This is a genomic window from Kitasatospora sp. NPDC088346 (genome assembly GCF_044740765.1).
Taxonomy (GTDB): Bacteria; Actinomycetota; Actinomycetes; order Streptomycetales; family Streptomycetaceae; genus Kitasatospora.
Genome location: NZ_JBIURH010000042.1, coordinates 1 through 12,412 on the forward strand (window position 1 = coordinate 1; position 12,412 = coordinate 12,412).

14 protein-coding genes and 1 pseudogene are annotated in these 12,412 nt (G+C 74.1%); 11 read left to right on the forward strand and 4 right to left on the reverse strand.

What is annotated here, in order from left to right:
- A partial coding sequence (locus ACIOFR_RS33210; RefSeq protein ID WP_401003024.1) for an ISL3 family transposase occupies positions 1-1,144 on the forward strand: 1,144 nt, incomplete at its 5' end.
- Positions 1,145-1,219: 75 nt separating this feature from the next.
- On the forward strand, positions 1,220-1,984 hold the full coding sequence (locus ACIOFR_RS33215; RefSeq protein ID WP_401003026.1) for a maleylpyruvate isomerase family mycothiol-dependent enzyme: 765 nt from the start codon (positions 1,220-1,222) through the stop codon (positions 1,982-1,984).
- A gap of 9 nt (positions 1,985-1,993) precedes the next feature.
- On the opposite strand, the pseudogene ACIOFR_RS33220 reads toward ACIOFR_RS33215, so the two are convergent.
- Positions 1,994-2,759: pseudogene (locus ACIOFR_RS33220) on the reverse strand (IS5 family transposase); the annotation flags it as partial.
- 19 nt (positions 2,760-2,778) lie between these two features.
- Entirely contained in the window at positions 2,779-3,372 is a 594-nt protein-coding gene (locus tag ACIOFR_RS33225) for a TetR/AcrR family transcriptional regulator (RefSeq protein ID WP_401003028.1), read from the reverse strand.
- 109 nt (positions 3,373-3,481) lie between these two features.
- Here ACIOFR_RS33225 and ACIOFR_RS33230 point away from each other — a divergent pair, with 109 nt between their 5' ends.
- Together ACIOFR_RS33230 and ACIOFR_RS33235 are read left to right on the forward strand one after the other, a co-directional pair.
- Positions 3,482-3,895: a DUF4267 domain-containing protein gene (locus ACIOFR_RS33230; protein WP_401003030.1), complete on the forward strand. Its 414-nt coding sequence runs from the start codon at positions 3,482-3,484 to the stop codon at positions 3,893-3,895.
- Between the two features lie 15 nt (positions 3,896-3,910).
- Entirely contained in the window at positions 3,911-4,309 is a 399-nt protein-coding gene (locus tag ACIOFR_RS33235; RefSeq protein ID WP_401003032.1) for a VOC family protein, read from the forward strand.
- 27 nt (positions 4,310-4,336) lie between these two features.
- Here ACIOFR_RS33235 and ACIOFR_RS33240 read toward each other — a convergent pair whose 3' ends face one another.
- Positions 4,337-5,119, reverse strand: a complete 783-nt coding sequence (locus ACIOFR_RS33240) for a dioxygenase (RefSeq protein WP_401003034.1) — start codon at positions 5,117-5,119, stop codon at positions 4,337-4,339.
- Positions 5,120-5,267: 148 nt separating this feature from the next.
- On the opposite strand from ACIOFR_RS33240, the gene ACIOFR_RS33245 reads away from it, so the two are divergent.
- Entirely contained in the window at positions 5,268-5,732 is a 465-nt protein-coding gene (locus ACIOFR_RS33245) for a MarR family winged helix-turn-helix transcriptional regulator (RefSeq protein ID WP_401003035.1), read from the forward strand.
- A 107-nt stretch (positions 5,733-5,839) separates the two neighbouring features.
- On the forward strand, positions 5,840-6,352 hold the full coding sequence (locus tag ACIOFR_RS33250) for a protein phosphatase (protein WP_401003037.1): 513 nt from the start codon (positions 5,840-5,842) through the stop codon (positions 6,350-6,352).
- 24 nt (positions 6,353-6,376) lie between these two features.
- Here ACIOFR_RS33250 and ACIOFR_RS33255 read toward each other — a convergent pair whose 3' ends face one another.
- The gene (locus ACIOFR_RS33255; protein WP_401003039.1) at positions 6,377-7,858 is read right to left on the reverse strand and encodes a PucR family transcriptional regulator; all 1,482 of its coding nucleotides are present in this window, start codon (positions 7,856-7,858) and stop codon (positions 6,377-6,379) included.
- Between the two features lie 348 nt (positions 7,859-8,206).
- Between ACIOFR_RS33255 and ACIOFR_RS33260 the strand changes: the two genes are divergently transcribed.
- The 5 genes from ACIOFR_RS33260 (at position 8,207) to ACIOFR_RS33280 (ending at position 12,398) form a co-directional block, all read left to right on the forward strand.
- Entirely contained in the window at positions 8,207-8,701 is a 495-nt protein-coding gene (locus tag ACIOFR_RS33260) for a molybdopterin-dependent oxidoreductase (RefSeq protein ID WP_401003041.1), read from the forward strand.
- 404 nt (positions 8,702-9,105) lie between these two features.
- Positions 9,106-10,278: a hypothetical protein gene (locus tag ACIOFR_RS33265; RefSeq protein WP_401003043.1), complete on the forward strand. Its 1,173-nt coding sequence runs from the start codon at positions 9,106-9,108 to the stop codon at positions 10,276-10,278.
- Positions 10,275-10,937: a hypothetical protein gene (locus ACIOFR_RS33270; protein ID WP_401003044.1), complete on the forward strand. Its 663-nt coding sequence runs from the start codon at positions 10,275-10,277 to the stop codon at positions 10,935-10,937. The genes ACIOFR_RS33265 and ACIOFR_RS33270 overlap by 4 nt, the downstream gene beginning before the upstream one ends.
- Before the next feature lie 46 nt (positions 10,938-10,983).
- On the forward strand, positions 10,984-11,847 hold the full coding sequence (locus ACIOFR_RS33275) for a leishmanolysin-related zinc metalloendopeptidase (protein WP_401003046.1): 864 nt from the start codon (positions 10,984-10,986) through the stop codon (positions 11,845-11,847).
- Between the two features lie 206 nt (positions 11,848-12,053).
- Positions 12,054-12,398, forward strand: a complete 345-nt coding sequence (locus ACIOFR_RS33280) for a hypothetical protein (RefSeq protein WP_401003048.1) — start codon at positions 12,054-12,056, stop codon at positions 12,396-12,398.
- Positions 12,399-12,412 lie beyond the last annotated feature (14 nt).

The window sequence follows — 12,412 nt, forward strand, 5'->3', positions numbered from 1 at the left end:
GCGTCGCCGTTGCGGGATCTGTGGGAGCCGCTGTCCGGGGTTCGACGCCGGTGCGGGGCGTCGGCGCTGGCGTCACCTGGACGCCGCCGGCCTCAAGCTCTACCTGGAGGCCGACGCGCCCCGGGTGACCTGCCGGCGGCACGGGGTGGTGGTCGCCGCCGTCCCCTGGGCCCGCCACGACGCCGGGCACACCCGCGACTTCGATCAACAAGTCGCCTGGATGGCCACCGAATGCTCCAAGGCGGCCACTGCCCAGCTGATGCGGACTGCCTGGCGCACGGTCGGCGCGATCATCACCCGCCACCAGGCCGACGCCGACGCCGGGATTGACCGGCTCGCCGGCCTGCGGCGTGTCGGCATCGACGAGATCTCCTACCGGCGCGGGCAGAAGTACATGACCGTCGTGGTCGACCACGACTCCCGCCGGGTGGTGTGGATGGCCGACGGCCACGGCAAGGACGTGCTCCGCTCCTTCTTCGATGCGCTGGGCGCCGACCGCGCGCACCGGCTCACCCACATCAGCGCCGACGGCGCCGAGTGGATCGCCGACGTGGTCGCCGAGCGCGCTCCCAACGCGGTACGCGCCATGGACCCGTTCCACGTCGTGGCCTGGGCCACCGAGGCCCTGGACGAGGAACGCCGCTCCGCGTGGAACCGGGCACGACGCGAGGCCGCCGACCCCGAACTCGCCCGCCGCCTCAAGCACTCACGCCACGCGTTGTGGAAGAACCCCGAGGACCTCACCCACCGCCAGCAGGTCAAACTCGCCTGGATCGCGACCAACGACCCCCGCCTGCACCGCGCCTACCTGCTGAAGGAGGGCCTGCGCACGATCTACCGGATCGCCGCCGAGGAGGGCGTCCAGGCCGCGGCGAAGGCCCTGGACCGATGGCTGTCCTGGGCTGTCCGGTGCCGCCTTCCGGCCTTCACCGATCTGGCGCGCAAGATCAAGCGCCACTACGAGGCCATCCTCCACGCGATCGTCGAGAAGCTCTCCAACGGCCTGATCGAGTCGACGAACACCAAGACCCGCCTGATCATCCGCAGAGGCTTCGGCTTCCATTCCGCCGAGGCCGTCATCGCCCTCGTCATGCTCTGCCTCGGCGGCAACCGCCCCACCCTGCCCCGACGCCAACTCGCATGACCCGACCCACAGGTCCAGCACAAGAGCCCCTTAAAGCGAGTGCGAGAGTTCCGGTCCGGGTGATACAAGGTCTGCGTGACTGAGCATCTCCACTTCCCCGCCCTGCTGCGGATGATTGACGAGCGGTCCGCCGCGTTCCGCGCCGCCGTCGCCGCGGCCCCCGGCCTCGATGCCGACGTCCCGTCCTGCCCGGGCTGGACGCTGTACGACCTGGCGAACCACCTCAGTGAGGGGGACCGCTTCTGGGCCTACATCGTGCTGAACACCGCGCCGGGCGACGAGCGGCCGAGCAAGGACGGGCTGGCGGCGCCGAGGGAGCGCGAGGCCCTCATAACCTGGCTGGCCGACTCGACGGAGCAGCTGCTTACTGCTCTGCGCGAGGCCGGCCCGGACCGGGGCTGCTGGGCCTGGTGGGAGCCGCTGGCCTCGCCGCACACGGTGGCCGCCGTGGCCCGCCGCCGCGTCCCGGAGTCGCTGATCCACACCTACGACGCCCAGCTGGCCTCCGGTACCCCGCAGGAGCTGCCGACGACCGAGGCGGTCGACGCCATCGAGGAGTTCCTCGCCACCGTCTGCACCGTCACGGTCCCGTGGCCGGGCGAGCCCGCCACCATGGACTACCACGCAGCCGAGGCCGGCTCCTGGCGCCAGACGGTGGACGCCGCTGGTTCCCGCTTCACCCGCCTCACCGCGGCGGAGGCCGCCGAGAGCAAGCCCACCGCGGCCATCCACGGCACGGCGAGCGAGATGGCCCTGCTCATGTACATGCGCATCCCGGGCGGCTCGCTGCGGATGGAGGGCGACGCCGACATGCTCCAGCAGCTGCAGAACTGGGGCTGACAGGACATCTCATTCGGAGGGTCTGCGGGTGCAGATGATGGCTGCTGCGATGCTGGCGAAGGCGGCGAAGGCGGCGAAGTGGTCGGCCTTGCGTTCGTAGCGGCGGTGGAGCCGGCGGAAGCCGCCGAGCCAGGCGACAGTGCGCTCGATCACCCAGCGGTGCCGGCCGAGGCGGTTGGAGGGGCCTCGATCCCGCGGCGGGCGATGCGGGCTGGTATCCGCCGACGGCGCAGGAAGGCGCGGACGAAGCGGTGGTCATGGGCCCTGTCGCCGTGCAGCTTGCCGGGTCTGCGCCGTCTCGGGCCGCGTCGCGAGCGGATTGGCGGGATCGCGTCGACGAGCGGGATCAGGGCCTGGCTGTCGTGGACGTTCGCCCCGGAGACTGCGAGCGACAGGGGTAAACCGGTGCGTTCGGTGAGCAGGTGGATCTTCGACCCGTACTTGCCCCGATCCACAGGATTCGGACCCGTCAGCTCCCCCTTTTCAGGGCCCGCATGTTCACCGAATCGACCGCGCACCTCGACCAGTCCAGCTCGCCGTGCGCGCCGAGTTCGTCCAGGACGACCCGGTGGAGCCTGGCCCACACCCGGGCCCTGCTCCACTCGGTGAAGCGCCGATGGGCGGTAGGCCCGGACGGGCCGAAACAGGGCGGCAGTTGAGCCCACGTGCACCCCGACGTCGCCACGAACACGATCGCCGCCAACACAAGTGCGCTTGACCCTGCCGCGACTCGGCCCACTGTGTCCCGCCCCGTGTACCGGGGGTCATGGTGGGCCGACCGGGACGAGACCCCGCTACACCGGGTACGGCGGCGGTACCGCGAGCAGTTGACCGACCAGCAGGTCGACCCGGTCCGCCTGCTGGTACGGGTCGAGGCGGCCGCCCCGGGCGAGGGTGACCAGGCCGTGCAGGGCGGCCCAGCCGACCTCGACGAACAGCACCAGGTCCCGGCCGCCGGCCAACGGGCCGAGCACGTTGCCCAGTTCGGCGAAGGCGGCCTGGAGGGGGGCGGGGGCGCTCTCCGGGCCGAACGGCAGGTCGGTGGCCAGGGTGAACATCGCCTCGTAGAGGGCGGGGCCGGCCTGGGCGAAGCCGACGTAGGCGTGGGCGACGGCGGTGAGGGCGGCCGCGGGGTCGGCGGTGCTCCGGCGGGCGGCGGAGAGGGCGCTGGTGAGCTCGGTGAAGCCCTCCAGGGCGACCGCGGTGACGATGGCGGTCTTCCCGGCGAAGTGGCTGTAGAGCACGGGCTGGCTGTACTCGATCCGCTCGGCGAGGCGGCGGGTGGTGACGGCGTCCCAGCCCTCGGCCTCGGCCAGTTCCCGGGCGACCCGGACGATCAACGACTCGCGGTCGGCGCGCTCGCGCTCTCGGCGCTGCTGTGTCGGCATGCTCAGAATTCTAGCAGTGCTAGATATTCGAGCACCGGCAGTGCTAGCGTCGCTATAGAACCTAGCGCTGCTAGATCGGTGGCGCTCCAGGACCGGGAGGGACCCCGCCATGCGCAAGAACCGCTTCGCCGCCCACCTCGCCACCGGCATCACCCTGCTCGCGGGCGTGGGCATCATCGCGGTCGGCATCCGCTTCCTGCTCGCCCCCGAGGCCGGCGCCGCCGGCTTCGGCGTCACCCCGCCCACCGGCGACGCCCTCGGCTACCTCGACGTCAAGGGCGTCCGCGACATCGTCTCCGGCCTGGTCGTCCTCATCCCGCTCGCCCTCGGCCTGCGCCGGGCCCTCGGCTGGACCATGCTCGCCGCCGCCCTCACCCCGGCCACCGACGCCGCCGTCGTGCTCACCCACGGCGGTACGGCCGCCGTCGCCTTCGGCATCCACGGGGCGACGGCCGCCGCCCTGCTGTTCGCCGCCGGCCTGCTGTTCCGGGAGACCCGCCCGCTCGCCGCCGAGGCGGCCTGAAGTAGCTTGGCGGCCATGATCGATCCGAGCGCGCACATCCGTATCGCCCGCCCCTGCGGTGACCTCGCCGCCGCCGAACGCTTCTACGTGCAGGGCCTCGGGCTGGAGGTGCTGTGGCGCACCACCGAGCGGGTGTCCGGCGAGCATGACCTGCTGATGGTCGGCCCGGCCGGCGGCCCCTGGCACTTCGAGCTCACCCGCGACCCCGAGCGCCCGATCGAGCCCGCACCCACCGTCGACGACCTGTTCGTCCTCTACCTCGGCGCCCCGGTCGAGGAGTCCCTGGTCGCCCGCCTCGTCGCCGCCGGCGGCACCCGCGTCCCCGCGCACAACCCCTACTGGGACGAGCACGGCGTCACCGTGGCCGACCCGGACGGCTACCGCCTGGTCCTCTGCTCCCGCACCTGGGGCTGACCCGACCCCGGCGGGATCCCGGCCGGTTCAGCCGAGCTGGATCGAGCGCTTGGCCAGCCCCATCCAGAATCCGTCGATCACGCTGCGCTGGCTGCCGAGGTCGGCCTCACCGGCGCCGAGGGTGACGAACAGCGGGGCGAAGTGCTCGGTGCGCGGGTGGGCGAGGCGGCCGGCCGGGGCCTTGTGCTCGAAGTCCAGCAGGGCGTCCAGGTCCTGGGCGGCGAGGGCCCGGCGTCCCCAGTCGTCGAACTCCGTCATCACCGAGGAGACCCGCCCCTCCGTGCTGAGGGCCCGCAGGTTGTGGGTGAAGAACCCGCTGCCGACGATCAGGACGCCCTCGTCGCGCAGCGGCGCGAGCCTGCGGCCGATCTCCAGCAGGCGTTGCGGGTCCAGGGTGGGCAGCGAGATCTGCAGCACCGGGACGTCGGCCTCCGGGAACATCTCCACCAGTGGGACGTAGGCGCCGTGGTCGAGCCCGCGGTCGGGGATGTCCTGCACAGGGGTGCCGGGGGTGCGCAGCAGTGCCCGGACGCTCTCGGCGAGGGCGGGCGCGCCCGGGGCGGCGTACCGGACGCGGTAGTAGTGCTCGGGGAAGCCCCGGAAGTCGTACACCAGAGGGACGGCCGTGGTGGCGCCGACGGCGAGCGGCGCCTCTTCCCAGTGGGCCGAGACCATCAGGATCGCCCGCGGCCTGGGCAGTCCGGTCGACCAGGCGGCCAGCTGGCCGGGCCAGACGGGGTCGTCGGCGAGCGGCGGCGCGCCGTGCGAGAGGTAGAGCGTGGGCATGCGCTCGGGGGCGGCGGTGCTCATCGGGGTCTCCTCCGTGGGGCCCGGGGTGGCCCGGGTGGCCCGTGGTGCTCTCGGACCCGGGCCGGGGCCGAGATGGTTCAAATTTGAACCGTATGGCTGCGACGGTACACCCGAGTTCGAATTTGAACAACAGGAGTAGGATGCGGTCATGGACGAACCCCGATGGCTCGACGAGCGCGAGATGGCCGCCTGGCGGGGGTTCGTCGCGGCCAGCAATCTCGTCGCCCGCCACCTGGAGCGCCAGCTCAAGGAGGACGCGGGCCTCTCCCACACCCAGTACGAGATCCTCGTCCAGCTCTCCGCGGCCCCCGACGGCTCGCTGCGGATGACCGACCTCGCCGACCGGCTGGTCACCTCCAAGAGTGGTCTGACCTACCAGATCACCCAGTTGGAGAAGGCGGGCCTGGTCTTCCGCCGGTCCTGCCCGAGCGACGTGCGGGGCGTCTTCGCCGAGATCACCGACCAGGGCTGGCAGGCGCTGCGCGCCGCGGCCCCCGGTCATGTCGCCGCCGTCCGCGAGGTCCTGATCGACGTGCTCACCCCCGACCAGCTGGCCGCTCTCGCCGAGACCCTGGGTGTGGTGAGCGACCGCCTGCGCGCCGCCGACCACTGACCGGCATGCCGGTACCGACCACCGGAACAACTGTTCGTCGCGCGCCGGAACCCCTTGCGGGTCAGGGCCGTTGAGCCGAAGGCAGCGGATCTTCGGGAGGCGTGCGAATGAGAACACGGCAGCGCGATCGCGACACCCCGCCGCCCGCGGCGCCCTGGAGCGAGATCTGGCCCGGCCTGTGGATGGGCGGGCACTACTGGTTCGACGGCGCGGGCGAGATGCGGTCCGTCGTGGTGGACGACGAGTTCGACCTGGTGGTCAGCCTGTTTAGCCGCCCCGGCCACGGGCCCGCGCCCCGGATCGACCACCACCTCGCCGAGCTGCCCGACGCGCCGCTGACCTCGGGGCAGTTGGGGCGGGTCTGCGAACTGGCGGCGCTCACCGCGGAGGCCGTCCGGGGCGGGCGGACGGTGCTGGTGCGCTGCCACTCCGGCTACAACCGCTCCGGCCTGGTGGTCGCCCAGACCCTGATCCTCCTCGGCCTCGACCGGGCGGCCGCCGTCGGGCTGATCCGCCGCCGCCGCTCGCCCTGGGCGCTCGGCACCGAGGTCTTCGTCCAGTACCTGGAGGTCGGCCTGGACATCGCCGGCCTGCTCACCGGCCTGGAGGAACCGGTCTGACCCGGCCGCTCCCGGGCCGGCGGCTCAGCCGCGCCGTGGCGGCGCGCAGAGCAGGGCCGCCCGCAGGTCGAGCCGGTCCTCCAGGCGGGCCAGACTGCGTCCGGTCAACTCCTCGATCCGGCGGATCCGGTAGTGCACGGTGTTGACGTGGATGTGCAGAGCCTCGGCGGTGCGGGACCACGAGCCGTCGTGGTCGAGGAAGGTGCCGAGGGTGCCGAGCAGGGAGACGCCGTTCTGCCGGTCGTGCTCGGCCAGCGGGGCCAGCAGCCGGGCGTGGAAGGCGGCCGTGACCTCGGCCGGGACGCCGCGCAACAGTGCGGCGAGGGAGTCGAGCTCGCCGCTGCTGCCGACCGTTCCGCCGGCCCGGGACTCCAGCGCGTACCCGGCCTGGACCAGTGCCCCGCGCAGCGCGGCGGCGTCCGGAGGGACGGCGGGGCCGACCCCGGCGCGCAGCAGCCGCCGTGCGGTCAGCCTGGACTGCAGGGCGGGCCAGGCGTCCCGCAACGCGCCGGTGACCCCGGCCACCGGGGCGGCGACCAGGCCGACCGCCCCCGCCGCGCCGGCGCTCCCGTCCGGCGCGACCGCGAACGGGGCGTCCAGCCGTTGCAGGGCGTCGGCCAGGGCCGCCGCCGCCCAGAGCGTCGAGCCGCCCTCGATGCGGACCGAGACGGGGGTGAGCGGGGCGCCGTCCGGAAGGCCGCAGGCGCCGAGGGCGTCGGTCAGCCCGGGGCCGTCCTGGTCCAGCAGGTGCAGGGCCCGCGCGGCGGTCTGGCGCCGGGCGGCCGCGGTGGCGCGGGCCCGGGTGGCCAGTGGGGCCAGCAGCTCGGCGAGCCCGTGCAGCACGGTGGCCGTGTCCGGGGCGGGCTCGACGTGCGGCTGGAGCAGCCAGCCGTCGAACGGCGAGTCGCCGGGCGGGCCGATCGGGACGGCGCCGCGGGAGCCGGTGCCCTCGGCGGTCGTGGCCAGCAGTCGGCCGCCGCCGGTGAGGACCGAGCAGTCGGGCAGGCCGAGCCTGGCCACGGCGTGCCCGAGCACGTCGCCCGGCGGGGCGTCGGAGTGCATCAGCCCGACCAGTTCGCGGCGGATTGCCTCCGGCACCGCGGCCACCCCCGGCGACCCGGCCTGGAGGTCGCCCCACAGCCGCAGGTAGATCCGGTCGGTGACGGCCCGGAAGCTGGTGCCGGAGGGCACCGACAGCAGCGGTATGCCGTGGGTGCGGCAGGCGGTCACCAGGGCCTCGGGGACGGTGCCGTGGGTGCCCTCGCCGGCCAGCGCGGCGACCTCCGCACTGCGCAGCGCGTTGGCGAAACGGACGGGCGCGTCGGCGTCCCCGGGCCGCCACCAGACCAGACCGGTCAGGACCAGCTCGCCGCGCTGCAGGTAGCGGGCGGGGTCCTGGAGGTCGGTGGACGTCACCCCGGTGACCCGGCGGCCGAGCAGTTCCGGGGTGGCCCAGGCGACCCCGATGTGCAGGCCGTCCAGTTCCAGCAGGTCTCCGACGATCATGTCTCGCTCCTTGTGCTCCGCGCCGGACCCGCCGCTCGTTCCCATGGCGAACGCAAGGGGCGGGTGGGCACAGGCATCGTAAATGCAAGGGTTGGCCGAGTGGCGACCTCTTGTTCGATCGCCCAGTGCGGGCCCCCCGACCTGGTGTGCGGCGCCAGTCGTTCGACCGGTTGTGCTCCTGCTTGAATCGGGGCAGCACCCCGCCGTGCGAGCCGCAGATGCGGCCTTCCGCGCATGTTGTCCATGGCATCTGCGGGTGACACTGTGTCGACATGTGGGGTATTCGCGGTTCGGCGCGGGTACCAGCCCTCCCGGGCCGCGCGCGGTGCGGCCCGGGAGGGAAGGCCCATGCGTACTCCGGCCCGAGCACTCGAAGCCCCCGCCGTCCGCCTGCACGGGAGCCTGGACGAGCCGCTCCGCCTCACCGTGGCCGAGCTGCGCGAGCTGCCCGCCCACCGGGTCGACGCGGGCTTCGACTGCCTCGGCAGCGGGCTCCAGCGCCACGGCTTCGAGGGGCCCAAGCTCTGGGACGTGCTGCGCGCCGCCCGCCCGCGGATCGACTTCACCGGCCGCAAGCAGCGGCTCGCCTTCCTCCTCGCCGTCACCGGTGCCGACGGCCACCGGGCGGTGCTCTCCTGGGCCGAGATCGACCCGGACTTCGGCGGTCAGCGGATCCTGCTCGCCACCAGCGTCGACGGCACCCCGCTGGACGCGTCCGGCCCGCAGCTGGTCGTGCCGTCCGACCACTGCGGTGCGCGCTACGTCAGTGGGGTCACCGGGATCTGGGTCGGCCCGGTGGACGCCGTCGCCCTGCCCGCCGCACCCGGCGCCGCAGGGCCGTGACGAGACGTCACCCGAACCCGGGGCGACGGGGGGCACCCGGACCCTGGCCCCCTCCCGGCCGTTCGGAATCGCCCCCTCCCGCTGACATTCTTCGCCGTCTCCGGCATGCCCCGCCAGGGGCAGAACGGCCCACGGAAGCCGGGGTGGAACTACCCGGACCCGGGGTCGGCCGACACCGCCGGCCGGCCTGGTCCCGTCCTGGGAGGCCCTGCCGCGAAGGGAGCTGACGCCGGGCCACCGAACCCCGTTCCGGGAAACCGGCGACCGCCCTGACCTGTACGGAACCCGGAACGGGGAGGAGAATGGGAACCACTCCCGAGGGACGGTGCGCCATGTGCGACAACCTTCTGAGACAACCTTCACCGCATCATCGGGAAGCCGACCCCGCCGGGTGACTGACGGTCATGTCCGGCACGATGGTCCGCTCCGCCGGCCGACGGCTGCTCGTCCTGCTCCTCGGCCTCATGGTCGCGCTGGCCTTCTCCGCGCTCGCGGTCCCCACCCGGGCCGCGGCGGCGGGTGTCGCGGTCCGGCCCGACCACGGTCCTCCCGGCACCCTGGTCACCGTGACCGGCGGCGGCTTCGGGACCTGCCTGCCACCGCTGTCGCTCAGCCTGGACGGCGACGACGGCGCGATCGGGGATCCGCCGATCGGCACCTTCGAGGGTTTCGCGGTGGGCTTCACCGTCCCGACCGGGACGAGCGCGGGCGAGCACCAGGTCGTGGCGCAGTGCCGGACCCAGTCCGAGCGGCCGCTGGGGCTCGGTGCGCACGTCGCCGTGGAGACCGGGACCCTCCGCACCACGGCGCTGTTCACGGTCGACGGTGCGGCGGTCGAACCGGACGAGGAGCAGACGCTCGCCCTCGACCCCGAGCAGGGCGCCGCGGGTACGGACGTCCGGGCCACCGGCACCGGGTTCACCTGCCCGGGCGGGTCCGGCCCCGCCGTCGTGGCGCTGATCTGGGACGACGGGACGACGCTCGCCACGGTGCCGGCCGGCGGCCGGGACGGCTTCAGCGAGCGGATCACCGTCCCGCCGGACGCCCCGCAGGGCCCGCACGAGATGGCGGCGGTCTGCCGGAACAACCCCGACCTGGCGGACCGTGCGTCCTACACCGTCCTGCCGGGGGACACCGCTGGTGCTGGTGCTGGTGCTGGTGCTGGTGCTGGTGCCGGTGCCGGTGCCGGTGCTGGTGGCGGTGGCGGTGGCGGTGGCGGTGGCGCGGGGACCGACGCGGGCGCAGGCGGAGGTTCGGGCGGAGGTTCGGGCGGCGGGGTGTCCGGCAACGGAACCGGCGGCGGGTCCGCCACCACCCCGATCGGGTGGGCGGCCGGCGGAGCCGTCCTGCTGGCCGGTGCCGCGGCCTACCTGGTCCGCCGCAGCCGCAGCCGGGCCCCCGGCCGGGGCCATGGGCCGGGGGAGGCCGGGGCGCACGTGACCGCCACCCTCCGGCCGGCGGGACCGGCCTACGTCCAGCTGGCCGAGCCCGAGATCACCGGCCCCCGCACCTGCACCGTGCGCCTCGAACCCCGTGCCGACCCCGGCACCCAGACCATCAAGGGGATGGGGACATGACCACCGACACCCTCCAACGGGCCACCACCGTCCGGGACCTCCTGCTCGGTACGGAGCCTGCCGCCGCCACCGAGGCGCTCGCCGAGGCCCTGCACGGCCAGGGCGCGGCGCGGGAAGTCCTGGGCGACCCGTTTCGCGCCACCGCCCCGGTCGTCCGGGCCGTCGAACGGGAGCTGGCGTCCGTGGTCGACGGCTTCCTCGCAATCGACCTGATCGACCTCGCGGCCGGGGGCTGGCGCCGACACGCGGCGCTCCGGGAGGCCGCGCGCCGCACCCGCGCCGCCCCGGGCAGCGAGGAGGTCGTCGCCCTGGCGACCCACCGGATCGTCTCCGGTCACCGCCCGGACGTCGACGTGCTGGTGGACGGGGCCCGCGTCGGCACCGTCCACCTCGACCTGCGCCTGGTGTTCGACCTGGAGGCCCTGGTGGCGGTGGTGCGGCAGGCGCGGCTGGCCGCCGTCCGCACCGGGAGCTGCGTGGTGACGGGCAGGCTCGCCGCGCAGCAGGTCGTCCTCGCCCAGCGCCGGGGACGGCTGGAACTGCCCGGCGCGGTCGAACTGCGCCACGGCATCGAGCTGCTGCCCCCACCTCCACCGCCGCCCGCGGTCGTCCCCGCGGGCCTCGCGGCGCAACCGACGGCCTGGGCCCGGAGGGCATGAGGGCCCGGTCGCACCAACCCCCCGATCCCACCACCAAGGAGTGATCATGGGTAAGTACAGCACCGGGACCCACCGGTCCTACCGCGCGGTCGCCGACGCCACCCGCGCCCGCCAACTCGCCGACACCACATCGCCGTTCTCGATCGAGGTCCGCTTCCTCGGCGGTCTGACGAACAGTCAGGAGGACGCGTTCGCGCGGGCCGCGGACCGCTGGGCGAACGTCATCGTCGGCGACCTGGACACCGCCGTGGTCGGCGACGACGTCATCGACGACCTGCTCGTCGAGGCCGAGGGCGTGGTGATCGACGGCGTCGGCAACGTCCTGGGGATGGCCGGCCCTACCGACTTCCGGGACGCGTCCGCCGTTGCCGGGGCGCTGCTCCCGGCGAAGGGGGTCATGAGGTTCGACTCGGCCGACCTGGCCCAGATGGAGACCGACGACACGCTCGTCGACGTCATCACCCACGAGATGGGGCACGTGCTGGGCATCGGCACGGTCTGGACCGACTTCGACCTCCTGCACGGGGCCGGCACCTCCAACCCCACCTTCACCGGCCCCGGTGCGGCCGCCGAGTTCGGCAAGCTCCTCGGGGCCGGCGAGGCGGTCCCGGTGCCGGTCGCGAACGTCGGCGGCCCCGGGTCGCGCGACAGCCACTGGCGCGAGTCGGTCTTCCGCAACGAGCTGATGTCCCCGTCCATCGCCGCCGCCGGCAACCCGCTGAGCCGGCTGACCGCGGCGAGCCTGGAGGACCTCGGCTACCTGGTCGACGTCGACGCCGCCGAGCCGTACGACCTCCCGGACCTCCTGGCCGACGCCAGCTCCGGTGCGTCGCTGGTCCCCGAGGGCCTGGTCAACGGCGGCATCGTGCTCCCGGTCATCCCCAGCAGGACCCCTGCCGGGCGCCCCTGACGCCCGGTCGCCCGGGGCGACTACGGTGGGGTGCTCGGGTGGAGCCGGTCGAGGGGCGGGGTGTCGATGGCGGGGCGTGAGCGACGGGTGGTCTTCGGCGAGGCGGTCGAGCAGTACGAGGCCGCCCGCCCGGGGTGCCCGGAGGCGCTGGTGGCCGACGTGCCGGCGTTCGCCGGCACCCGCGGGCCGGTACTGGACTCGCGGCCGTGGACCGGCGGTACGGCGCCGACCCCGGCCACGTCCCGCACGGCGGGTCGGCGCAGGCCCTGGCGGGGGAGATCGAGGTCGGCGGCGACTGGCCGGCCGCCCGGCTCGCCGGCGACGCCCGCTTCACCGACCTGGCCGGCCGCCGCTACCGCGGCCGGCACTCCTACTCCTCGGCCCGCTACCTGGAGCTGCTGACATCGATCTCCGAGTACCGGATGATGCCGGAGGGCACCCGTGCGGCAGCCCTCGCCGCCATCGGGCAGGCCGTCGACGACCATGGCGGGAGCGTCGAACTCGTCACCGTCACCGACCTGTTCCTGGCCCGGACGGTCCGCTCCGGCTGAACCGGGCGGCCCGC

What these genes read in the sequence shown, in the direction of transcription:
- ACIOFR_RS33225 (WP_401003028.1), bottom strand. Translation starts at nt 3,372, where the DNA reads ATGCCGACACAGCAGCGCCGAGAGCGCGAGCGCGCCGACCGCGAGTCG.
- ACIOFR_RS33230 (WP_401003030.1), top strand. Translation starts at nt 3,482, where the DNA reads ATGCGCAAGAACCGCTTCGCCGCCCACCTCGCCACCGGCATCACCCTG.
- ACIOFR_RS33235 (WP_401003032.1), top strand. Translation starts at nt 3,911, where the DNA reads ATGATCGATCCGAGCGCGCACATCCGTATCGCCCGCCCCTGCGGTGAC.
- ACIOFR_RS33240 (WP_401003034.1), bottom strand. Translation starts at nt 5,119, where the DNA reads ATGAGCACCGCCGCCCCCGAGCGCATGCCCACGCTCTACCTCTCGCAC.
- ACIOFR_RS33245 (WP_401003035.1), top strand. Translation starts at nt 5,268, where the DNA reads ATGGACGAACCCCGATGGCTCGACGAGCGCGAGATGGCCGCCTGGCGG.
- ACIOFR_RS33250 (WP_401003037.1), top strand. Translation starts at nt 5,840, where the DNA reads ATGAGAACACGGCAGCGCGATCGCGACACCCCGCCGCCCGCGGCGCCC.
- ACIOFR_RS33255 (WP_401003039.1), bottom strand. Translation starts at nt 7,858, where the DNA reads ATGATCGTCGGAGACCTGCTGGAACTGGACGGCCTGCACATCGGGGTC.
- ACIOFR_RS33260 (WP_401003041.1), top strand. Translation starts at nt 8,207, where the DNA reads ATGCGTACTCCGGCCCGAGCACTCGAAGCCCCCGCCGTCCGCCTGCAC.
- ACIOFR_RS33265 (WP_401003043.1), top strand. Translation starts at nt 9,106, where the DNA reads ATGTCCGGCACGATGGTCCGCTCCGCCGGCCGACGGCTGCTCGTCCTG.
- ACIOFR_RS33270 (WP_401003044.1), top strand. Translation starts at nt 10,275, where the DNA reads ATGACCACCGACACCCTCCAACGGGCCACCACCGTCCGGGACCTCCTG.
- ACIOFR_RS33275 (WP_401003046.1), top strand. Translation starts at nt 10,984, where the DNA reads ATGGGTAAGTACAGCACCGGGACCCACCGGTCCTACCGCGCGGTCGCC.